Origin of the sequence: Ruegeria sp. THAF33, from assembly GCF_009363615.1 — a bacterium.
GTDB lineage: Bacteria > Pseudomonadota > Alphaproteobacteria > Rhodobacterales > Rhodobacteraceae > Ruegeria.
On record NZ_CP045384.1, the window covers coordinates 1,123,168 to 1,143,322 of the forward strand.

A 20,155-nucleotide genomic window follows, 5' to 3' on the forward strand; every position below is an offset into this window, starting at 1 on the left:
ATACATTTTTCGGTTTTGACCTCTTGAACCTCTAGTCGCTAGAGGAATTACATGCTCTGGGAAGCCGTAACAAGGGACATCAAACGATATGGCACACCAGCATTCCCACACCGGGCATGGTCACCAGCACAACCACATTGATCCAGACGCTGGCGATGCCCGCGTCGCCTGGGCGATTGCGGTGAACATGTTCCTGACATTGGCTCAGGTCATCGGGGGCATCATTTCGGGTTCTCTGGCGTTGATTGCCGATGCGCTGCACAATTTTTCGGATGCTGTTGCGCTGATCATCGCGTTTTTTGCCCGCAAGATTGCACGGCGTCCGGCCGATCCACGGATGAGCTTTGGCTATGGCCGGGCCGAAGTCGTTGCGGCATTGGTCAATTACACCACGTTGATCGTGTTGTCGGTCTATCTGTTCTACGAAGGCGTCATGCGGTTTTTTGAACCCGAGCCGATCAACGGATGGCTTGTGGTCTGGGTCGCCGCGCTGGCATTGGTGGTCGATCTCGTAACCGCTGCTTTGACGTATACCATGGCCAAGGACAGCATGAATATCCGGGCCGCATTCATCCATAATGTTGCGGACGCCTTGGGATCAATCGCCGTGATCGTAGCGGGCACTGCGGTGATCCTGTTCGGCTGGACATGGGTGGACCCGGCGGTGACGATCCTGATCGCGGTCTACATCATGTGGCATGTCAAAGAAGAGATAGGCGAGACAGTCCGCGTTCTGATGCTGGGCGCTCCGCCAAACCTGGAGCCAGAGCAGGTTGCCGCGGCGATCGAAGAAACGGAAGGGGTGGCCGAAGTGCATCACATGCATTTGTGGAGCATGCAGGAGCGGCAGCCCGCGCTGACGGCGCATCTGGTCATTGATGCGAACGCGTGGTCAGATGCCGAAATGGTACGGGACAGTGTCAGGCACACGCTGCAAGTTCGTTTCGGGTTGGGCCATGCGACGCTCGAACTGGAACAGGCTGGCCGCGCCTGCGTCGGTTCGTCCCGATTTGGCCACCAGGAAGAATAGCGGTGCCTGAAAGAGAATTGCCGTTCCGATTTGGGGTCGGAACGGCAGACTCGTAACCAAACACTTCTCGGATTTCGAGGGCGAGCCCTGGATCACCGGTTAACATACCACTCACTCTTGATTGGCAGTTCCATATTACTCGTTAACGGGGCCTTTGTATCTACCTGAGTTAAAAAATGCTTAAAGACTTCCATAAATCCACCGAATTCAGGGTTAATTGCCTTGCGCATGGGAAACAGAGCCAGCCGGCCACAGGGATTGTTGTTTGCGACAGTGGCGCGCAGCGATTCGCTGCGCAGTGATCGACAGATGGATTCAGGGTGCCACTGGGCCAAAAACGTCTGCGAAAGTCTTTTTCAGTGCGGCATCAAGGTCTGCCATCGTTACCGGCAAGCCCAGGTCGACCAATGAGGTCACGCCGTATTCGCTTATCCCGCAAGGGACGATGCCGGAAAAATGCTCCAGATCCGGTTCGACATTCACTGAGATCCCGTGAAAACTGACCCATTTGCGCAGGCGCAGGCCAATGGCGGCGATCTTGTCTTCCGCCGGTTTGCCGGTCGCTGTCAACGGCTTGTCATCACGCCGAACCCAAACCCCCACGCGCCCATCACGGATCTCGCCTTGCACGTTGAATTCCGCCAGCGCCGAGATCACCCAGGTCTCCAGCTGTTTCACAAACTGACGCACGTCGCGACCACGTTTGTTCAAATCCAGCATGACATAGGCCACACGTTGACCGGGCCCGTGATAGGTGTATTCGCCGCCGCGTTTGCTTGCGTAAACCGGAAACCGATCGGGGTCGGTCAGATCCTCGATCCTGGCCGAAGTGCCGGCCGTATAAAGCGGCGGGTGTTCCAGCAGCCAGACACATTCTTCAGCTTCGCCATTTGCGATTGCGGCGACGCGCGCCTCCATAAAGGCAACGGCGTCGTCATAGCTGGTCAGACCATCGGTGATTTTCCATTCCATGCCGGTCTCATATCCGTCTGAATCGGTCAAGAAAAGGGGTCAGGCGGCCTCGGACAGGCAACGTTGCAGCACCTGGGCATAGGTTTCAGAACCCTGTGCGCCGGTCAGCAGGTATTTCCCGCCAAAAACCATGGATGGCACGCCTGAAATTCCCCGGCTGGTCCAGAACAGCTGCTTTTCACGCACCGGGGCTATGTGTTCTCCGCTTTCAAGTGCTTGTCGCGCCGTATCCGCGTCCAGCCCGATGGATCGAACAACTTCCAGCAGAACATCCATATCGGAAACATCCCGCTGCGCTGTGAAATACGCGTCGAACAGAGCCAGTTTCAAAGGATGCTGTCGGCCAACTGATTCCGCCCAATCCAGCAACTGATGCGCTGCGAATGTGTTCACCATTCTGCTGTCATCGTCGAAGTTAAAGGCAAAGCCGAGCTCGGCCCCGATCGAGGTAAGCTTGTCCCGTGCCTGCTGACTTTGCTCGGCGGTCGAGCCGTATTTGGTCATGATATGTTCACGCAGGTTCTGGCCTTCGGGTGGCATGTCCGGGTTCAACTCGAACGGATGCCAGCGAAGCCGGGCAAGGACACCCTGTTGCTGCAACGCCATGTCAAGCTGTCGAAACCCGACAATGCACCAGGGGCACACAACATCCGAGACGATATCGATCTGAACGATCGGGAGGTTTTCGGGCGGGGGCATCGGCGGCTCCTGTCAGGTCAATGGCGTGTTGTCCAGTGGCAGAGATAAGCCCGTGGTGAAGGAATTTAAACCACTGCGTTTTTGCCTCTTCACATCGCGCGCACCAACGTCTATACGCCGCTTTACCAAGTCATTGGCAGTGCGGTCGTGGCGGAATTGGTAGACGCGCAGCGTTGAGGTCGCTGTGGGGTAACTCCCGTGGAAGTTCGAGTCTTCTCGACCGCACCATCTCTCAGTGAAAGAACAAGAAATTGAGGGCGGGCGCAAAGATTGCATCCGGTGTGGCGCCCACTGTGCGACGTCCAAAAGGGTTGCCGAAGACGACTGTACCACGTGAAAGAATTGCTTTCTGAACCTGAATCAGTTCCATGTTTTGGGCGTTCTATCGGAATGTGCAGGATTCTGTTTGGTAGCACCCCAACGGTGTCAACCTGGTCGGCCATTCTGAAACACTAACAGGCCGCAGCCTTGCTGAGCGTGACGTTTCAGGTGTTCAGGTGACGGGCGCAACCTGACCCATGACCTGAACCCAAGGCTTGGTCCTCTCTAGACCTTCTGGAAATAGACGCCCACTCCATCGATTTCGTTGATCGCGGGTGGCTCATAGCCCACCTCGTCAAGATAATCATGCACGGCCGCTTTAGCTGCGGGAACCACGTGATAGTCGTCAACGATGATCCAACCGCCTTCCGAGACCTTACCGAAAAGGTGCCGCAAAGGATCTATGGTTGATTCATACATGTCGCCGTCAAGACGCAGCACTGCAATCTGCTCACTGGGTACCAGTGGCATGGTGTCTTTGAAGAAGCCTTCAATGAACACGACATTATCGTCCAGGAGCCCGAACTTTTCAAAATTCGCCCTTACAGAATCGGCTGACACGGCCAGAGCGTCGTACTTATGGAAATCAGACCCCTTGTCGTGAGGATACAGTTCTTCATTCGGCTTGGGCAGTCCCATGAAAGAGTCACACAGAACGACACGTCTGTCATTCTGGCCATATGTAAAGAGAACCGCTTTCGCGAAGATGCTGGCACCACCACGCCATACTCCGGTTTCGACAAAATCGCCGGGAACCTGGTTGCCGATGACGGATTCCACCATGGCGCGAACATTGGCCAATCTCTTGCTGCCCACCATAGTGAAAGCAACAGACGGCCAATCCCAGCCGTATTCACGGTTTTTGGAGTCATAATCCGGTTTGGTGTCTCCAAACAGAATTGGTGGGTCTTCATAGATCGTGCCATCCAAGGCACGGGCAACCGTGGTCAGATATTGTTCCCGAAGTTCCGCGAGCATAGATTATAACCTTGCATAGATGTCTGGCTGGTTCTGACCTCTCTGCTGTGAAGTTTCAACAAGATTCGCTGGAAATCGCCTGCGGCGTTGGATAAATGGAGTCACATTTCCTGTTAACTGTGTTTTTTTTCAACTTAGACGTGCCTTAACTCTCAATTTTGACGTGCAGAGTGAAACATATCTTTTTTGACGCTAAGAATTACGCGAATGTTTGCGCCAACTTCAGCATAAGTCTTGGCAAATAAGGTCGGACCCAACCCATTTGTTAGGTCGTGAAACAACTGCCCTGCGTTTCTTTCTGCATTTGATGTTCAGTAAGCTTGTAAACCCGGGACTTTCAGGTGATGAAGCAGCACTACAACAAGTAAGGGCATATTGGTGAGCAAATTTAAGGAAGTCATCTCAACTGCTTTGCGCTCAATTTCAGGCAGTTCGAAATAGAAGAAGGTTCAACCGATTTTCTGTTCAGAGCGGAACAGATGTACCGTTGACGGCGTCAATTTTTTCGCCACGGTTGATGTTGAAGAGTATCATGAATTCGCATCGAGCGACTACGAGTTTCTGCTGGTGAAATCCCGCGAAATGATTGAGGCTGAACTTGATTGTACCTCGAAGTTCGATGTTCATAATGTCGTCGATATAGGAGTATGGCAGGGAGGGAGCGTTGCTCTCTTCGATTGTGTATTTCGGCCTGACAAACTGGTTGCAGTTGAATATTCGACGCGCGATCTGCCTCACCTTGAGGCGTATGTCGACAGGTGTTCGCGGCAGGATAATGTGCGGCTTTGCAAGGGGATAAGTCAGGCGAACATCAGTCGGTTCGGCGAATTGCTGGACGCAGAGTTCGGCAACGAGAAGATTGATCTCGCTATAGATGACGCTTCGCGCCAGTATTTGGAAACGATGTTGTCGTTCAACCTCGTTTTTCCGCGCATGTCGGAAGGGGGCATCTTCGTCATTGAAGATTGGCAATGGTCTACGATGGAACCACATTACAATTCCGACCACTTCAAAGGGAAAGAGGGGCTGGCGAACCTAGTGCTTCAAGCGTCATGTCCTGCGCCTGTCGCCCGGACATTGTTCGTGAAGTAATCGTCAAAAATCACTCTGTTATGGTTGTTCGGGCTGAGGCTGAACTGCAAAGCGGCGCTTTTGACATTACCGAGATCGCCCGCAATTGAGGCGAGATTGTTCCCCTGATGCTATAGTTCCGCATTGTTTTGGTAGGCGTGCTCTGCCGTCACGACGCCAATTGTTGTGAAGCCTGGTTTCTCAAATCAGGCTTGGTTATCCGGCGGGCAAGGCGGATGAATGGAACTTCGACAGCATAATAGATAACAGTTGCAATAGGTATCGCTACGGCAAGGGTAATAACACAGACAATGGGCACCACAAGATCCGGATTGTCCGTAAGTGTTGCGGCCCATCGGGTCAGGTTTGTGTTATAGATAAGAAACGGATGCATCAGATATAGGCTGTAACTGATCTTTCCAAGAAAGCGGGTAAAAGGGTTATAGAGAAAAAAAACGGGTCGAAGTGCCTGCGATAGCGCTAGGCTTGCAAAGGCGAAGCCCCAGCCCAAAACCAGTGCGAGTGGAACCGGTTTGTTTAGCGTTTGCGCCTGATCAAGAACCGGGCCAAACAGATACATGTAAATCAACCCGGCGATCCCGGCACCGAGCGCTAAATAGCCGACGGGGCGCTCGTATGACTTAGGTGTCCAACGGTAGGCGCACCAAACGATCAGACCCAACGCAAAGTACGGGGCGTTCGTGAAAAAGCTGGTCCAATAATAAAAATCGGGAACTTCACCCTGACTGGATAAGTTTACATACCCCCATCCCAAGCAGGCGAGCAAAAAGAGAAACACCGCTGACCAAATGTTCCGCCAAATCCAAAGGAAGGGGAACAGAAGATAGAAGATAGCTTCGACGCCAATTGACCAACCCGCCGGAACAAGACTGGTTTGTTCACTGGGGACAAACCCGAACAGAAATGTAATATTCCTGAGGATCGTACCTGTTTCGGCCTGGACCCCAATATACAGCCAAGCAAAGAGCATCACGTAGAAGAGTGGGGCAATTCGAAAAAATCTGCGCAAGGCATAGGCCCAGCTTCGATCGAAAGACACTCCCTTTGGATAAGCTAGCGACATGGACATCGCGCTTATTATGAAAAACAGCGGCACTCCCATCGCATAGTAGTCGGCACCCCAGTTTTTGTAGTAGACGCCGAGTGGATGAATGTGCACTGCGTGTACAAACACGACCGCAGACGCAGCGATACCGCGCAGTGAATCAAGGCCATGCGCCCTTTGATCTTTGAGATTACCTGTCATGATTCACTCGAGATACCGCATCCTTGCTGCCAAAAACCTTTGGCGACATTGAACGTCAGCTATAAATGGTTGGCGCCCGAAGGCAATCAAATTGTCGTTTTCAAGCATAAAGCCTTACGCATTGAACGCTGTCCACGGGGCTGCGATCGTCCGCGGAATTTGGAGTTGGCAGTCAGTTAACCGGCGGGCTCGTCCACTTGCATTGCATTTCCGGGGCCCGTAACAAAGCCGCAGGCAGGGATGCGCGCTATACATCTGCAAAGATGCGTTTTTTCCCGCTATCCTGAATTTGCGGGCCACGGGTACAGGTAGACGCGATGAGACTTGTCATATCCACGATGAAAGACGAAGGGCCGTTCATCCTGGAATGGATTGCATACTATCTTTCGATCGGCTTCACCCGTTTTATCGTCAATTCGAACGATTGTTCCGATGGCACCGACGCGATCCTCCAGCGATGCCAGGAACTGGGGTTTCTGGCGCATATAGACAATCCCGGCCCGTGGGAATTTGGACCCCAGGCTTCAGCTTATGCAAACGCCATGGAACACCCCTGGTGCAAAGAAGCCGAATGGATATTGGTCTGCGATGTGGATGAATTTCTTGATATTCGCGTCGGCGACGGAACACTGGACGATTTGTTTCGTGCATTGCCGCATGCGGACGGATTTGCCGCAATCTGGCAGCTGTTCGGGCACAACGGAATCGTCGAGTTCGAAGACAGGTTCATTGTCGAGCAATTCACCCGTGCGGGCGAGCTTGGCGCCGTCAGTCCTCACAACTTGCGGGCGTTCAAATCGCTGTTTCGCAACTACGGATCGTATCGCACAATCAGCACGCATCGACCGCGCGGTCCGATACCCAGCAAGGCGGATCGATTTGCCTGGGTCGACGGGGACGGTGATCCGTTGCCGCCGGCCATGCGAAGACGAGGGTGGGCGTATTCATCAACGGGCGCCGGGTTCGGGCGCAGGCTTTTTCGGATGAACCACTATGCGGTGAGATCTGTGGAAAGCTATCTGATGAAACGGTTGCGCGGGGATGTGAATACCTCGAGTTTTCATCCGAAGATGGAGGCAACAGGTCAGGCCTACTGGAAGCTGCATTGCTATAACGACATCGAAGAAACCTCGATCCTGTCCAAAGTTGCGCGACTTCGGGAGGTTTATGAAAAGCTGCGATCCGATACTGTTCTGGGGCAATTGCATCATCAGGCAGTTGCATTTCACAAGGAACGCATCGCAAGCCTCAGAAAAACCGAGGTGGCGCAGGATTTTATCGCTAAGTTCAGCCGCTTTCGCAGCGGGCGCTATGTCAAGGCGCTGGACCTCGGCGTGATGGAAGATGGCGATCTGTCTTTCAACGCTGAAATGTACAAGGACCCGGACATCACATTTGCCCAGGTCGCGAAATGGACGCGGCTCGGCAAGATGTCCAAGCCCGAGAACTCCAAGCCATACAATTTTCCTTGGTTCGTTCGGCTCGATGCCCTCGAAACCTCGTTCGATTACGAAGAGGCCGCCGCGCAGCACGCGCAAATTACGGATGCCAAACAGGTTTCGGTGCCATTCGATCCAAAGGATACTGTTTACCTGCCTGCTGTCCCTCCGGAAGTTGAAAGAACAAAAGACCAGCGGCAGAGTTTTCTTCGATCAATCAGTGGCAAGAAGAACTGGGTGCTGATCGGGCATGTTGAGACTGAAATCATTGAAGAAATACTTGATCTGGACGCTGTCGAGAAATTGACGGTCATAGGGCCGTGGGGGCTGTCATGGGACGGCTTCACATGTCCGGATGCAACTCAGGATCCCGAGCTACAGGAATTGGATCGCACGTTTTATGCGCTGCTGGAATATTTCCGCGATCCCATTCTCGCCGGACGATTGCACGTCTACCGGGCGCTGCCCCCTTTGATGTTGAAGCTGTTTGAAGACGAAAGCGTCGGCGTCGTCATCATCCGCGGGGTGCGGGCAGAGCAGGTGATGACCCAGCTGTTGCGCCGTATCGACCGGGTTCTTGCCCCCGGGGGCAGTATCGCGTTCACATCCTATCGCCGTCACGGAGGCGGGTCATATACGGGTATGAATGCGGCGATAAACAGTTTCATCGGGCGCAATGCTGCACGATACCGGATAACCAGCTTGCAGCCACCGTGGCTTGGCATCGACAAGTTGCCACCGCTTGGCAAAAAGGAAACATAGCTTCTGGTTCTTGAGGCTGTGGCGTGGTAGCCATGGCGCAATGAACAAAACGGGTTCTGAGTGAATGGGATACCCGTCTGCAAGTGAGGTCGAGATGTCAAACGAATCCAAGGTTATCGGTGTTGCGCCCGGCAGCCAGAAGAAACCGAAGGCTGACAAGGCGACCAAGCGCAAAAACAGCAAAGAAGCAATCCGCCGAACATTCCTTTCGCGTTTGCCAAAGGGGGGCTTGGCCGTTGAAATCGGTGTCTGGCAGGGTGAGTTCTCTCCGACCATCTTGAAACTGATCGAGCCCAGTCAGCTTTTTCTGATCGACCCGTGGAAGCATATTGGTGAGGAATCGCACACAACCGCGTTTGTGGGTCGGACCGAAGACGAAAAGATGGAGGCCATCTTCCAGAAGGTCGTAAAGACTTTCGAGGCCGAGATCGAAGAAGGCAAGGTCGGTATTATCCGCGATTTTTCGGTGCCTGCGTTGGAGCTTTTTGATGATGAAAGCATCTCGTTCGCCTATGTCGACGGAGACCATTCGTATGAAGGCGTGACCGCTGATCTGGCCGCTTTGTTTCCCAAGATCAAACCTGGGGGGATCATGGCGTTCGACGACTACCACCGCCGCGGCTGGTGGGGCGACGGCGTGATCCGTGCGGTCAACGAATTTCTGGGCCAGCACCCCCGAGAGTTGCGCATCCGCGCGATTGCCGGCGCGCAGATCGCCATTGAAAAGATTGTCCCGCAAGATGACAGCAAAGGTCAGAACGGCTAGGCGGCGGGGATAAGTGGCAGCGATGGAAAAGCCTGAAAAAGTCCTCATCACTGCGATGAAGAACGAGGGTCCCTATATTCTGGAATGGGTGGCCCATCACAAGGTTTTGGGGTTTGATCGGATCATTGTCTACACCAATGATTGTACAGACGGTACCAACCAGATTCTGAGACGGTTGCAGGACTTGGGCCATGTGGAGTTTCACAGGAACCGGGTTGGAACCGGAGGGATTCATCGGTCTGCGCTGAGACAGGCACGGCGTTTGCCGGTGGTGAAAGACGCAATGTGGATATACGTCGGGGACGCGGATGAGTTCCTGAATATTCACGTTGGAAATCACAGGGTTGATGATCTGATCGAGGCAACGCCCGGCGTTGACGTCATCTCCATCCCCTGGAAGATTTTCTCGAACAGTGGTCGGCATGTTATGCGCGATACGCTGGTGACGCGGCAATTCTTCGATTGTGAACTGGATTTCGAACAAGGCGGGGCAGGGCGCCGGTTTGTCAAATCCCTATTCAGGCAGGGCGATTTCTATCTTCGTTTCGGGTTGCACAACCCGCACCCCCGTGCCGACCTTCAGGCCGGCGTGTTCCGGTCCGTGCCCGGAGGGCACGCCACGGAACCTGCGCCCTTCGGCAACCATGTCTCGCCTCCGTTTGGTTTTGAAGTCGCACAGATCAACCACTATGCCGTCAGATCCACGCAGGCCTATCTGGCCAAGCGCAGCCGAGGTCGGGCAAATCATTCCTCGCAGACACTTGGAACCGAATATTGGGACCGCTGGAACCGTGGCGGTGCCAAGGATGAAACAATCCTGCGGTACAAGGATGAAGTGGATGCGGTGCTGGAAGAGTTTCGCGCTGACGACAGGCTTCGACGGCTGCATAGAAGAGCGTTCCGCTGGCACAAGGCCCTGATCAACGATCTGCTGAAGCTGCCCGAGTATGATGAGCTGTACCAGAAACTTCTTGAAAAACCGGCTGTGGATTTTGTCGCAAAGGACCGTGGCGTAAGGGAACGCCTGTCGTCCAGCGCGCCGTCTTCGACTGACGAAAACCGGACAGACTCCTGACAAAACAGCCCCTGGAGAAATAGACGAATGGTTGCGGATCACTCTCTTCCGACGATTGGGATGCTGTGGATGGAAGGCAGCCTGAGCTTTCTGGAGCAGATGTGCATGCTGTCATTCGTCGAATGCGGGCACAGGGTTGTTTTGTTCCACTATGGGCAAGTCGACAACGTTCCGGATGGTATCGAACTGGTGTCGGCAAACGAAATCCACGAGCCCAAGCAGTTCATCGTAAACAACCAGTTCAAGACGCCCGTGCCCCAATCCGATATCTTCAGATTGCATCTGATGAAGAAAACGGACTTTCTGTGGTGCGACACGGATGTGTTGGCGCTTGCCCCGATACCAAGGGCAGATCATGTCTTTGGGTATTTCAACCGTGATACCATCTGCAATGCCGTCATGCGGCTGCCATCCGACAGCCCCACGTTGAATGCGTATTCCGAATACTGCCAGGATCCCTATCCGATCCGCCCCTGGGTTGAAGGGGAAGAACGGAAAGAACTGGAACGCCTGAAACAGGCTGGGGAGTTGCCGCATGCGTCAGATCAGGAACACAGCGTCTACGGCCCCGGTGTCATGACGTGGTTTCTGCGCCACCACGACGAACTTAAACATGCCAGCCCCATACCGGTCTTTTATCCTTTGCCTTTCAGACGGGCAGGACAAGCCAATGATATTCACGTCCGAGAGTTCAGGGACGCGTATATCAAAGAGGAAACGCTTGCCGTACATCTGTGGGGGCGTCGGATGCGATGGTGGATTGCAAACGGGATCAAGCGGCATTCGTTTCTGGACCGACGTCTGAGGAACCTGGGGGTGAGACCGGGCGACGCGCCTTTGCCGCGCCACGGCCGTGGGGGCCTCAAACCGGTGGAGTTTCCGGCAAACCTGCCCACCTTGCGCGCTACGACCGAAGAAATCCACGACGCCACCGGCGGCGTCGTGTCCGTTGCTCTGCTCTCTAACAGGGAAGACTATCTCAAGGCGGCACAGGCTGATCTCGACGCAATTGCAGCCGACAATCTTCATGGCGCCAACACCCCGCCACGCGTCGGTTTTTCGCGCGGTTGGGAACACTATGGCAGTGATCCTGCGCGGCTGAATGCGCTTGGTATGTCTTTGTACAACTATGCGGATAGCCATCGGTCTCTACCCGATCTGCGCGCGCCAAAGACATTCGCCGAAAAACTGGTGGTCATGAAGCTGTTTGGCGAAGTCCCTGATCCGTTGATCTCTGACCGGTCCAAATACGTGGGCAGCGCCTCGGAATTGCTTGCCTGCCCACAGCGCATGTGGGAGGCGCACATTCCGGCATTGCCCGAGACACTCGACCTCGGGCCCGGCCAGTATTGGTTGAAAGGAACGATGAGCCATGGTCACAAGCTGGCCCTGTCGTTCCCGCTGGATCGTACGCAGCGCGACGATGCCAACCAGAAACTGGCCGCGTGGCACAAGACAAAAACGCCCGAAGGGTTCTGGACAGGCGAATGGTGGCGCGCCACGCAAAAGCCCCTCTATTACATCGAAGAAGACTTGTCCGCCGGGGATCGACAGGCCGGCACCTGGAAATTCTGGGTAATCGCCGGACGCGTGCAGCTGGTGCAGGTTGACCGTGACCGGGGGCGAGGGCGCATCCAGATGCTCCATGATCGCGACTACGATTACCTTGCAGATGAGCTGTATTCACCAACCAGCAGCACTGTTGAACCCCGGCCCGAACGTTTTGAAGACATGATCCGGATCGCTGAAACCCTGGGGCAAGACCTTGAATGCGCAAGCGTAGAGCTTTTCCCGGTTGGTGACAGGATTTGCTTGGGTGACATCATGTTGGCGCCGGTGTCGGGCAAGCACAAGATGCGGTCGGATGCGCTGGATCAGCGTCTGGGTGCCGCGTGGATCGGAACTCGGCTGTTTCCCGGCTGAGGCTGGACAATCCCCGGATCTTTCATGCCGCCGGAACAGTTGGCAGGGCCTATTCGACCGCGATTTCCTGGCGCAGTTTTCCAGTTGTTTTGTCAAAGATCAGAATGCGATTGTCATCGGTTGCGACGGCATACCAGTTTGCCCCGATGGTCAGGGCCTGCGCCCGGGCGCCGTCGGGCAGCGCGATCTGATCCGGCAAGGTGGGTGTGCGGTCCGATAGGCGGATGACAATCAGGGCGAATGTCACTAGAACCCCGCCAATCATCACCGCGGTCAACAGCATGACCATCCGCCGCAGCAATCGCAGTTGCGGAGTTTCCTGCGGTTCTTGAGGTTCGGAAGGGACAGTCATGGGCACCCGCCAGATTGAGTTTCAGATCGCGGCCGATCCGCCGCCTCGCCTTGATAAGGCGCTTTCCCGCGATGTGCCAGACGGGGAAAACCTGTCGCGCACCCGACTTGCGCGTCTGATCGAAGGGGGCGCGGTACAGATCGACGGTGCCGAGATACGCGACCCCAAGGCCAAGGTGGTGGAAGGGGCGCGGGTCACGATTGCCGTGGCCGAGGCCGAAGACAGCCATATCGGCCCCGAGGACATCTCGCTCGAGATTCTCTTCGAGGATGCGGACGTAATCGTCGTCAACAAACCCGCAGGCATGGTCGTACACCCTGCGCCGGGATCACCCAGCGGTACTCTGGTGAATGCTTTGCTCCACCATTGCGGAGACGATCTGTCGGGCGTCGGCGGGGTGAAACGCCCCGGTATCGTGCATCGCATCGATAAGGAAACCAGTGGTCTTCTGGTGGTCGCAAAGTCAGACGCGGCGCATCACGGTCTGGCCGAGCAATTCGCGGCGCATAGCGTCGAACGGTATTACCGTGCGGTGTGTTACGGGGTGCCGGATGCCAACGATCCTCGGTTGCGCGGTGTCAAAGGGATCAGCTTTGAACCCGGCAACATCATGCGCGTCACAACGCAACTTGCGCGACACAAGACCGACCGTCAAAAACAGGCGGTTCTGTTTCATGGCGGGCGGCATGCCGTGACACGCGCACGCGTTGTCGAGACATTTGGTGTGCCGGCGGGTCTTGCCCTGATCGAGTGCTGGCTTGAAACCGGCCGAACGCATCAGATCCGCGTTCATATGGCCCACGCAGGGCACGGGCTGGTGGGCGACCCGGTTTATGGCGGCAAGCGCAAGCTGTCCGCCAAAGCGTTCTCCGCCGCCGCCGCCGCTTTTGTAGGCGCTTTTCCCCGTCAGGCGCTTCATGCTGCTGTTTTGGGATTCGAGCACCCTGTCACCGGTGAATCCCTGCGGTTTGAGGCTGACTTGCCGCAAGATATGCGATGCCTTGTCGAACGTCTGCGCGCACCGCTGTCATAATAAGCAAACTCCTGTGAAAAAGGGCTTTTTACCTTTTCTTAACGTAAGATTAATTCCAGACTGTTAGCAGCACCTCTTGAATGGGAAGGGTTCCTTACCCATATCCTATGTTAAACATCTAAACATTTGTCGGAGGGACACAATAATGGCAAACTACGCAAATCTTCCCGCACCGACGCCCGAGGGCGGCCTGAATCGCTATATGCAGGAAATCCGCAAGTTTCCTCTGCTGGAGCCGGAAGAAGAATACATGCTGGCCAAACGCTGGGTCGAAGAGCAGGACACCGAAGCCGCGCACAAGATGGTGACGTCTCACCTGCGTCTGGCGGCCAAGATCGCCATGGGCTATCGCGGCTATGGTCTGCCGCAGGCCGAAGTGATTTCCGAGGCCAATGTGGGCCTGATGCAGGCGGTCAAACGGTTTGACCCTGAAAAAGGCTTCCGTCTGGCGACCTATGCCATGTGGTGGATACGTGCCTCGATCCAGGAATACATCCTGCGGTCCTGGTCTCTGGTGAAACTGGGCACGACCTCGGCGCAGAAAAAGCTGTTCTTCAATCTGCGCAAGGCCAAGGCCCGCATCGGTGCACTGGAAGAGGGCGACCTGCGCCCTGAAAACGTCAAGAAGATCGCCACTGATCTGGGTGTGACCGAAGAAGAAGTGATCAGCATGAACCGCCGGATGTCCGGTGGCGATGCGTCCCTGAACGCCACGGTCGGGTCCGAAGGCGAAGGCACCATGCAATGGCAGGACTGGCTTGAGGATGAGGATGCCGATCAGGCCGGTGATTACGAAGCACGCGATGAACTGGAAGCACGTCGGCAATTGCTGGCGGCGGCTTTGGATGTGCTAAATGATCGGGAAAAGGATATCTTGACCCAGCGCCGTCTGATGGATCAGCCTGTCACGCTCGAGGAGTTGAGCACTCAGTACAACGTAAGCCGAGAGCGCATTCGCCAGATCGAAGTGCGCGCGTTCGAGAAGCTGCAAAAGAAAATGCGGGATCTGGCGCGGGAAAAAGGCATGCTGGGCGTCAGCTAACAGTTGCGCCCCTGCTTGCCTCGCAGGAAGATTCTTTGCGTTCAAGCAATAACGGAAAACGCCCTCTGATGATCAGGGGGCGTTTTTTGCGAATGTTGGCGGAAACTGAACCAAAGCCCTGAATCAATGGCTGAAGGTCGAAAGCTGTGTTAGAAAAAGACGTGTTTTGTCTTTGATTTCGCAGCAGAACGAGCGCTGGTGACCCCTCGGGAAGCGCGTAATTTGAAACAAGCCGAGTACGGAGGGCGCAATGCAAAGACCGGTTCAATTTGGTGTATTGGGTGCCGCGAAATTTGCCCGCGAATACATGGCCCCGGCGATACATGCCGCAAATGGCGCGCGCTTGGCCGCGCTGGCAACCTCGGATGCCGCAAAAGCAGAGCCGTTTCAGTCCTTTTGCCCAGATTTGCAAGTATTTGACAGCTATGATGCGTTGTTGGCAGACGCCGGAATCGACGCAGTCTACATCCCGTTGCCCAATCATATGCATGCGGAATGGAGCCTTAAGGCTTTAAAGGCTGGTAAGCATGTTCTGTGCGAAAAGCCCATGACCATGAAGGCGGATGAATTCGACGCATTGATCCAAAAGCGGGACGAAAGCGGCCTGCTGGCCGCCGAGGCATACATGACCGTCCATCACCCTCAATGGCAGCTTGCAAGGAAACTGATCGCTGATGGTGCCATCGGCAATTTGGTACATGTGACCGGTGCATTCAGTTTCGACAATCGCTCTGACACTCGGAACATTCGAAACCGTGCGGAAACGGGCGGCGGAGGATTGCGTGACATCGGGGTCTACGTGATCGGTGGAGCACGCTTTGCAACCGGGCAAGAGCCTGTGTCGGTGCAATCCGCGATCCGTTGGCAGGATGATATCGACATCTTCACTGAAATTCGCGCGCAGTTCCCTGGATTTACCTATTCCAGCTATGTGTCCATACGGATGCATCCCCATCAAGAGATGGTATTTCACGGCGAAAGCGGTTTGATCCGTCTGACGACCCCGTTCAATGCGCGTGTGTTTGGCGAGGCTCGGGTTGAGCTGCACCGGCCGGGGCTTGAAGTTCAGGTCATTCGCTTCCCCGGAGCAGACCATTACAAGTTGCAGGTCGAGGCCTTTTGCCGATCAATCAGGGATGGGGCGGAATATCCTTGCCCTTTGGAATTCTCACGCGGGACGCAAGAGGTGATTGATCGTGTATTCGAGGGCGCGGTTTCACTGTAACTTGCGTTGCGGCCAACGGCTCAGCTATCCTGAGTTTCACAATTTCAGGAGATACCGATGGCCGGAGGTTGGGCACGCGACGGCGCTGTGAGCGAACAGATCGAAGCGTCGATCTCAGATGAACTGGCGCGGATGCAGGCGCAAAAGCGGCCCCAGGGCGAAAGCCTGGCCCATTGTGCCGAATGCGAGGAACCTATCCCGGAAAAGCGTCGCGTCGCGTTGCCGGGAGTAAAGCTCTGCCTGGATTGCCAGCAAGAGCGGGACGGCGCGTTCAAGGCGCGCGGCGGTGTAAATCGGCGTGGATCGAAAGACAGTCAGTTGAAGTGATCTTGGTATGGCCGCGATGAGCCCAAAGGCGACTCAGGCTATGGGCGCAGCATTTGTCGTTTGGGCGGAAAGCGGGAGTTCGCCGCACGCGCGCCCTGCAAATTGGGTAGTTCTGATAGCGGACGTTCACGCCAATCATTAAAAGCTCAAGTTAGTTAGCACGAACCGAGAAGCCTAATCTTTTCCGTTGTTCGGCACCAATATGTCCAAGTAAACCGTCCGTCTTCGACTTCCCGTGCAAGACTTTTATTGCGTGCAGATGAGCAGATTCTGGATTTCTATGTGACGTTGATGCGCTGCTTTGAGCGAGTGCCATAGCGCGATCTGATCCAACTTGTGTCTAGAACAGGAGGTCCTCAACGAGCTGTGAGATCAATTGGCTTTTGCCAGACACTCCTGCCTTTCTGTAAATCGCAGTACATTGAGCCTTAACAGTTCCAATTCGGGTTTGCCTCAGATTGGCGATTTCAGCCATAGACATCCCCTTCAGAACAAGCCATGCGATCTCTGTTTCCGCGCCGGTCAGGCCGAGCTTCTCGAAATACCCCTCTACTACGGTTGTGAACTCGCCGGACGTGATCCGGCGGGCAGTTTCGGCCCGATATGTCGCTTTTTGGGCCACGAGCGCAAGCCGGACACCCAGAAATGCACCAAGTATCAGCCCGATACTGGCGCCCGCTTCGACAAGCTCTCGCACACTCCAACGTAGCGGAACCGATGGGATGCCCAAAATAGATGCCAGGATTTCCCACAGGAAATACGCACCACACAGGCACTGGATGAGGACAAGGGTCCACACGACCCATGCACGGTTCATCATGCGCGGCACTCTGTGCAGGTCAATTCCGTTTCAGCAGGTTGCCTCATGTCAGATCACCCACCGTTTTTTCCGTGGCCGCCATGTCCGCCGCCACCTTTGGGGCCGCTGGATTTGCCATTCCCTTTGGGGCTATCGGATTTGCCAGCCCCTTTGGGGCTATCGGATTTGCCAGCCCCTTTGGGGCTGCTATGCGCATTTGGTTCGCTCGGCTGGGCACGTTTGTCTGGTTCATTGGCTGGCGGAGCAGGGCGCTCGTCGCCATGTGTTTCCTTTGAGAACCTTTGGTCTCGCAAAACCTCTCCGGACGTACGGTTCAGCACCACTTCGCGCAGTTCATTCTGATCACTCGCGGTGATGACGATGCGGCCGAGCCAAGACCGTTTTACTTCGTCGACCGTGAAACCTTCGGCCTCAATCCGCGCGATGACACCGTCAGCAACGGAAACCTGAGCCTGCGCCGGCGAGTGCAATAGCATGAACACCGCCAGGCTTGCGAGGATATATAATCTACGCATCATAAAGCTCCCGTACATTTGCACATTGGCTAAGTGGTTACCGCGCATCGTGTCAACCGGTGCGCGGTGGCTTTATGTTACCCGCGAGGACCGCCTTGACCGCCGTGGCCGCCACGACCTTCGCCGCCGCGACCTCCACGACCTTCGCCACTGCCGCCCCTTTCGCCGGAGTCAGCCGTCTCGCTGCCGGACTCTGCACTTCGGCCTTCACCATCGCGCCTTGCTGGGATCCCTTGTTCGGCCAGTTGATCGCCGATGTTCCGCCGATCTTCGGGGCTCAGGCTCGAGTGGTCGATATCCCCCAGCGCCACGGTTTCACCGGTTGAAGGGTCGACGACCTCAACCTCTGAAATATCAATGGCGTTCCGATCACGGCCGCGGGGCTGGACTCCCTGTTCTTTCAGCTGATCCCGAATTTCGGCACGTTCTTCCTCGGACAATGCTTCGAAATTCACTTCGGACAGCTCAACGGTTTCGCCTGTACTCGGGTCAACAACCGAGATGCTTTTGGCAAGTAGCGGCTGGAACGACACTGCGGTGACTAGGGCTGCAAGGATCAACGGGTTGTGAGGGAGTAAGAGAGTACGCATGTTTATTCTTCCTGTTTGTAAGATCTAACGCCGCTCGGATTGGCGCCGTGAAGCCTAGATGCAGTGAAAACTACGATCGGAATACTGGACGCGAGCCCGATTTTTGGCGCCATAAGCCAAAGTCATAGATCGGTGTAGCAGGGCCGAAATGCTCAAGATCGACACGCTCACAATGTGTTCTTCACGGTGAAGTTTTCGGTGTCAGACGTCTATATGACTTTGGCTTAGACCGCGCACTCGCAGCCTGGGTTCAATGGTTTTCAGGTGGAAAAACATGTCACTCAAGTTCCTTCAGCCGTCACGAATAGACTGGCCAGCAACCGAGAAGTGGACACAATATGCGACCAAGAATTCTGTGCTTTGTTTTGGCAAGCCTAACACCAATGGCGGCTTTGGCAGATGAGGAACCTGCGCCCGTCGATCAGCACAAATTATCGCGCATGATACAGAACAGAGAGGCAACCAAGGCGTTTCTAGAGGCCTTCTCGGCAGGGGATGAACTAACCGAGTTCAGCTTTGACGCAGCGCGCGGGGTCGGTGCTAATATCGGCGAAGGCCGTCGTTTCACGCGTATTCCCCGGGCTGATCTCGCCGATCTATCGGAGTGGGCTTCGCATTTTCCGAAGCGCGAAGGAGGGGCTAACGCGACATCTTGTATTGCCTGTCATAACGCACCGATTGCCAATGGGGCGGGTGACGTTGCAATGAACGTTCTTGTGGATCCCGCGCATACGGGCGACGCAACCAGATATCTTGAGAGAAATACACTCCCCCTGTTTGCGCTTGGTATCCCTCAGCGGCTTGCAGAAGAAATTAGCACGGACCTGTATCAACAGCGTGATGCCGCCCATCAGGTTGCCTGCACTTCGGGTCGCGCCTCAGTTCAGCTAGAGTCCAAAGGCGTAGACTATGGAACGTTGACACTTAAGCGTGCTTCGCAAGACCCCTGTTCCGTCGACACGGATTCCAGCGGATTGAGTGGCATCGACCCGGACCTCGTGATCAAACCGTTTGGATGGAAAGGTAATCATGCAACGATCAGAGGATTCACGAGGAATGCTGCGCACAACGAACTGGGATTACAGGCCGTCGAGCTTGTTGGAGACCAGGATGGCGATTTCGATGGTGTAGTGAATGAGTTGACCGTCGGCGATGTGACGGCGCTTACAGTATACATGGCGGCCCTCGAACGGCCAGTAACCAAGATTGAACTGGCCGATCTGGGTTTGATCGATCTTTCCGGGTCCGAAAGAACCGATATTCTGGCAGGAGAGGCGCTATTCGCTCAAACCGGCTGCGCCAGTTGTCACACGCCAGAGATGAGCCTTCGGGATACAACGTTCAAAGAACCCAGCGAAATTCCGGGTTTCTACGATGCCAGGTTTCCCGATGGATCTGACCCTAATACTCATGGCCTGACCGTCGCCAGTGCAATCACATTCAATCTGGCCGGAGATCAACCCAACAACTCGATTGAGCTGCTGGACGGTTCAATCCACCATCTAGGTGCAATGCGGCAGAATACCGAAGGTGAGCCAGTGGCCCGATGGTACACAGATTTTAAACGACACGATATGGGTTCCGACTTGGCAGATCCTGATGACCCTCTTGGGTTGGGGGCATCTATGTTTCTGACGCGATCACTGGCGGGTGTCGGCGCAACTGGACCCTGGCTACACGATGGTCGTGCGACCACTCTGCAAGAGGCAATTGTTAGTCATGCAGGTGACGCCTCAGACAGCGCCACTGCCTATAGCCACCTCAGCGAAAGCGAACAAACTAAAATTGTCGCCTTTCTGGAGAATCTAACCATATATAAGGCGGTCGAAGAATAAGTGCTGCCTGAGAAAAGTGGACCGGCAGATTTGGCCGGTGCCGAGTGAATTCTTGCCTCCCGGATACTGCGCGTTCAGTGAATGTCCGGAATGTGGGCAGCGACCGCTCCATG

19 protein-coding genes and 1 tRNA gene are annotated in these 20,155 nt (G+C 55.1%); 12 read left to right on the forward strand and 8 right to left on the reverse strand.

Going from position 1 to position 20,155, the window contains the following annotated elements:
• Positions 1 to 88 precede the first annotated feature (88 nt).
• Entirely contained in the window at positions 89 to 1,030 is a 942-nt protein-coding gene (locus FIU92_RS05685) for a cation diffusion facilitator family transporter (RefSeq protein ID WP_152457641.1), read from the forward strand.
• Positions 1,031 to 1,345: 315 nt separating this feature from the next.
• On the opposite strand, the gene lipB is transcribed toward FIU92_RS05685, so the two are convergent.
• Positions 1,346 to 2,002 carry a lipoyl(octanoyl) transferase LipB gene (gene lipB / locus FIU92_RS05690; protein ID WP_152457642.1) on the reverse strand — a complete coding sequence of 219 codons (657 nt, stop codon included), beginning with the start codon at positions 2,000 to 2,002 and terminating at the stop codon, positions 1,346 to 1,348.
• 39 nt (positions 2,003 to 2,041) lie between these two features.
• On the reverse strand, positions 2,042 to 2,701 hold the full coding sequence (locus tag FIU92_RS05695; RefSeq protein WP_152457643.1) for a DsbA family oxidoreductase: 660 nt from the start codon (positions 2,699 to 2,701) through the stop codon (positions 2,042 to 2,044).
• A 141-nt stretch (positions 2,702 to 2,842) separates the two neighbouring features.
• Between FIU92_RS05695 and FIU92_RS05700 the strand changes: the two genes are divergently transcribed.
• Positions 2,843 to 2,929 (forward strand) — tRNA-Leu (locus FIU92_RS05700).
• 318 nt (positions 2,930 to 3,247) lie between these two features.
• Here FIU92_RS05700 and FIU92_RS05705 read toward each other — a convergent pair.
• Positions 3,248 to 3,952 carry a TylF/MycF/NovP-related O-methyltransferase gene (locus FIU92_RS05705; RefSeq protein ID WP_216646564.1) on the reverse strand — a complete coding sequence of 235 codons (705 nt, stop codon included), beginning with the start codon at positions 3,950 to 3,952 and terminating at the stop codon, positions 3,248 to 3,250.
• 615 nt (positions 3,953 to 4,567) lie between these two features.
• Here FIU92_RS05705 and FIU92_RS05710 point away from each other — a divergent pair.
• Positions 4,568 to 5,092 (forward strand): class I SAM-dependent methyltransferase, encoded by a 525-nt coding sequence (locus FIU92_RS05710; RefSeq protein ID WP_152457645.1) that lies wholly within the window; start codon positions 4,568 to 4,570, stop codon positions 5,090 to 5,092.
• A 148-nt stretch (positions 5,093 to 5,240) separates the two neighbouring features.
• On the opposite strand, the gene FIU92_RS05715 is transcribed toward FIU92_RS05710, so the two are convergent.
• Entirely contained in the window at positions 5,241 to 6,338 is a 1,098-nt protein-coding gene (locus FIU92_RS05715; RefSeq protein ID WP_152457646.1) for an acyltransferase, read from the reverse strand.
• 317 nt (positions 6,339 to 6,655) lie between these two features.
• Here FIU92_RS05715 and FIU92_RS05720 point away from each other — a divergent pair, with 317 nt between their 5' ends.
• The 4 genes from FIU92_RS05720 (at position 6,656) to FIU92_RS05735 (ending at position 12,303) form a co-directional block, all read left to right on the forward strand.
• Entirely contained in the window at positions 6,656 to 8,539 is a 1,884-nt protein-coding gene (locus FIU92_RS05720) for a glycosyltransferase family 2 protein (protein ID WP_152457647.1), read from the forward strand.
• 94 nt (positions 8,540 to 8,633) lie between these two features.
• Positions 8,634 to 9,305 carry a class I SAM-dependent methyltransferase gene (locus FIU92_RS05725; RefSeq protein WP_152457648.1) on the forward strand — a complete coding sequence of 224 codons (672 nt, stop codon included), beginning with the start codon at positions 8,634 to 8,636 and terminating at the stop codon, positions 9,303 to 9,305.
• Between the two features lie 22 nt (positions 9,306 to 9,327).
• Positions 9,328 to 10,380, forward strand: coding sequence for a glycosyltransferase family 2 protein (locus FIU92_RS05730; protein WP_152457649.1), 1,053 nt, complete (start codon positions 9,328 to 9,330; stop codon positions 10,378 to 10,380).
• A 27-nt stretch (positions 10,381 to 10,407) separates the two neighbouring features.
• On the forward strand, positions 10,408 to 12,303 hold the full coding sequence (locus FIU92_RS05735; RefSeq protein ID WP_152457650.1) for an ATP-grasp fold amidoligase family protein: 1,896 nt from the start codon (positions 10,408 to 10,410) through the stop codon (positions 12,301 to 12,303).
• Positions 12,304 to 12,352: 49 nt separating this feature from the next.
• Here the strand turns inward: FIU92_RS05735 and FIU92_RS05740 are convergent, their stop codons facing one another.
• On the reverse strand, positions 12,353 to 12,655 hold the full coding sequence (locus tag FIU92_RS05740) for a DUF6476 family protein (RefSeq protein ID WP_152457651.1): 303 nt from the start codon (positions 12,653 to 12,655) through the stop codon (positions 12,353 to 12,355).
• Here FIU92_RS05740 and FIU92_RS05745 point away from each other — a divergent pair.
• From FIU92_RS05745 to FIU92_RS05760, 4 genes are all read left to right on the forward strand, one after another.
• Positions 12,654 to 13,688 (forward strand): RluA family pseudouridine synthase, encoded by a 1,035-nt coding sequence (locus tag FIU92_RS05745; protein ID WP_152457652.1) that lies wholly within the window; start codon positions 12,654 to 12,656, stop codon positions 13,686 to 13,688. The genes FIU92_RS05740 and FIU92_RS05745 overlap by 2 nt on opposite strands.
• 145 nt (positions 13,689 to 13,833) lie before the next feature.
• Positions 13,834 to 14,730, forward strand: a complete 897-nt coding sequence (rpoH, locus tag FIU92_RS05750) for an RNA polymerase sigma factor RpoH (protein ID WP_152457653.1) — start codon at positions 13,834 to 13,836, stop codon at positions 14,728 to 14,730.
• Between the two features lie 250 nt (positions 14,731 to 14,980).
• Positions 14,981 to 15,955, forward strand: coding sequence for a Gfo/Idh/MocA family protein (locus FIU92_RS05755; protein ID WP_152457654.1), 975 nt, complete (start codon positions 14,981 to 14,983; stop codon positions 15,953 to 15,955).
• A gap of 57 nt (positions 15,956 to 16,012) precedes the next feature.
• The gene (locus FIU92_RS05760; RefSeq protein WP_152457655.1) at positions 16,013 to 16,282 is read left to right on the forward strand and encodes a DksA/TraR family C4-type zinc finger protein; all 270 of its coding nucleotides are present in this window, start codon (positions 16,013 to 16,015) and stop codon (positions 16,280 to 16,282) included.
• Between the two features lie 340 nt (positions 16,283 to 16,622).
• Here FIU92_RS05760 and FIU92_RS05765 read toward each other — a convergent pair whose 3' ends face one another.
• The 3 genes from FIU92_RS05765 to FIU92_RS05775 all read right to left on the reverse strand — a co-directional run bounded on the left by FIU92_RS05765 (position 16,623) and on the right by FIU92_RS05775 (position 18,207).
• On the reverse strand, positions 16,623 to 17,102 hold the full coding sequence (locus FIU92_RS05765) for a helix-turn-helix transcriptional regulator (protein ID WP_152457656.1): 480 nt from the start codon (positions 17,100 to 17,102) through the stop codon (positions 16,623 to 16,625).
• Positions 17,103 to 17,155: 53 nt separating this feature from the next.
• The gene (locus FIU92_RS05770; protein WP_152457657.1) at positions 17,156 to 17,617 is read right to left on the reverse strand and encodes a hypothetical protein; all 462 of its coding nucleotides are present in this window, start codon (positions 17,615 to 17,617) and stop codon (positions 17,156 to 17,158) included.
• 77 nt (positions 17,618 to 17,694) lie between these two features.
• On the reverse strand, positions 17,695 to 18,207 hold the full coding sequence (locus FIU92_RS05775; protein WP_152457658.1) for a hypothetical protein: 513 nt from the start codon (positions 18,205 to 18,207) through the stop codon (positions 17,695 to 17,697).
• 383 nt (positions 18,208 to 18,590) lie between these two features.
• Between FIU92_RS05775 and FIU92_RS05780 the strand changes: the two genes are divergently transcribed.
• Positions 18,591 to 20,042, forward strand: coding sequence for a di-heme oxidoredictase family protein (locus tag FIU92_RS05780; RefSeq protein ID WP_172978473.1), 1,452 nt, complete (start codon positions 18,591 to 18,593; stop codon positions 20,040 to 20,042).
• The last annotated feature ends 113 nt before the right edge of the window (positions 20,043 to 20,155 follow it).

What these genes read in the sequence shown, in the direction of transcription:
- FIU92_RS05685 (WP_152457641.1), top strand. Translation starts at nt 89, where the DNA reads ATGGCACACCAGCATTCCCACACCGGGCATGGTCACCAGCACAACCAC.
- lipB (WP_152457642.1), bottom strand. Translation starts at nt 2,002, where the DNA reads ATGGAATGGAAAATCACCGATGGTCTGACCAGCTATGACGACGCCGTT.
- FIU92_RS05695 (WP_152457643.1), bottom strand. Translation starts at nt 2,701, where the DNA reads ATGCCCCCGCCCGAAAACCTCCCGATCGTTCAGATCGATATCGTCTCG.
- FIU92_RS05715 (WP_152457646.1), bottom strand. Translation starts at nt 6,338, where the DNA reads ATGACAGGTAATCTCAAAGATCAAAGGGCGCATGGCCTTGATTCACTG.
- FIU92_RS05720 (WP_152457647.1), top strand. Translation starts at nt 6,656, where the DNA reads ATGAGACTTGTCATATCCACGATGAAAGACGAAGGGCCGTTCATCCTG.
- FIU92_RS05725 (WP_152457648.1), top strand. Translation starts at nt 8,634, where the DNA reads ATGTCAAACGAATCCAAGGTTATCGGTGTTGCGCCCGGCAGCCAGAAG.
- FIU92_RS05730 (WP_152457649.1), top strand. Translation starts at nt 9,328, where the DNA reads ATGGAAAAGCCTGAAAAAGTCCTCATCACTGCGATGAAGAACGAGGGT.
- FIU92_RS05735 (WP_152457650.1), top strand. Translation starts at nt 10,408, where the DNA reads ATGGTTGCGGATCACTCTCTTCCGACGATTGGGATGCTGTGGATGGAA.
- FIU92_RS05745 (WP_152457652.1), top strand. Translation starts at nt 12,654, where the DNA reads ATGGGCACCCGCCAGATTGAGTTTCAGATCGCGGCCGATCCGCCGCCT.
- FIU92_RS05740 (WP_152457651.1), bottom strand. Translation starts at nt 12,655, where the DNA reads ATGACTGTCCCTTCCGAACCTCAAGAACCGCAGGAAACTCCGCAACTG.
- rpoH (WP_152457653.1), top strand. Translation starts at nt 13,834, where the DNA reads ATGGCAAACTACGCAAATCTTCCCGCACCGACGCCCGAGGGCGGCCTG.
- FIU92_RS05755 (WP_152457654.1), top strand. Translation starts at nt 14,981, where the DNA reads ATGCAAAGACCGGTTCAATTTGGTGTATTGGGTGCCGCGAAATTTGCC.
- FIU92_RS05760 (WP_152457655.1), top strand. Translation starts at nt 16,013, where the DNA reads ATGGCCGGAGGTTGGGCACGCGACGGCGCTGTGAGCGAACAGATCGAA.
- FIU92_RS05765 (WP_152457656.1), bottom strand. Translation starts at nt 17,102, where the DNA reads ATGATGAACCGTGCATGGGTCGTGTGGACCCTTGTCCTCATCCAGTGC.
- FIU92_RS05770 (WP_152457657.1), bottom strand. Translation starts at nt 17,617, where the DNA reads ATGCGTAGATTATATATCCTCGCAAGCCTGGCGGTGTTCATGCTATTG.
- FIU92_RS05775 (WP_152457658.1), bottom strand. Translation starts at nt 18,207, where the DNA reads ATGCGTACTCTCTTACTCCCTCACAACCCGTTGATCCTTGCAGCCCTA.
- FIU92_RS05780 (WP_172978473.1), top strand. Translation starts at nt 18,591, where the DNA reads ATGGCGGCTTTGGCAGATGAGGAACCTGCGCCCGTCGATCAGCACAAA.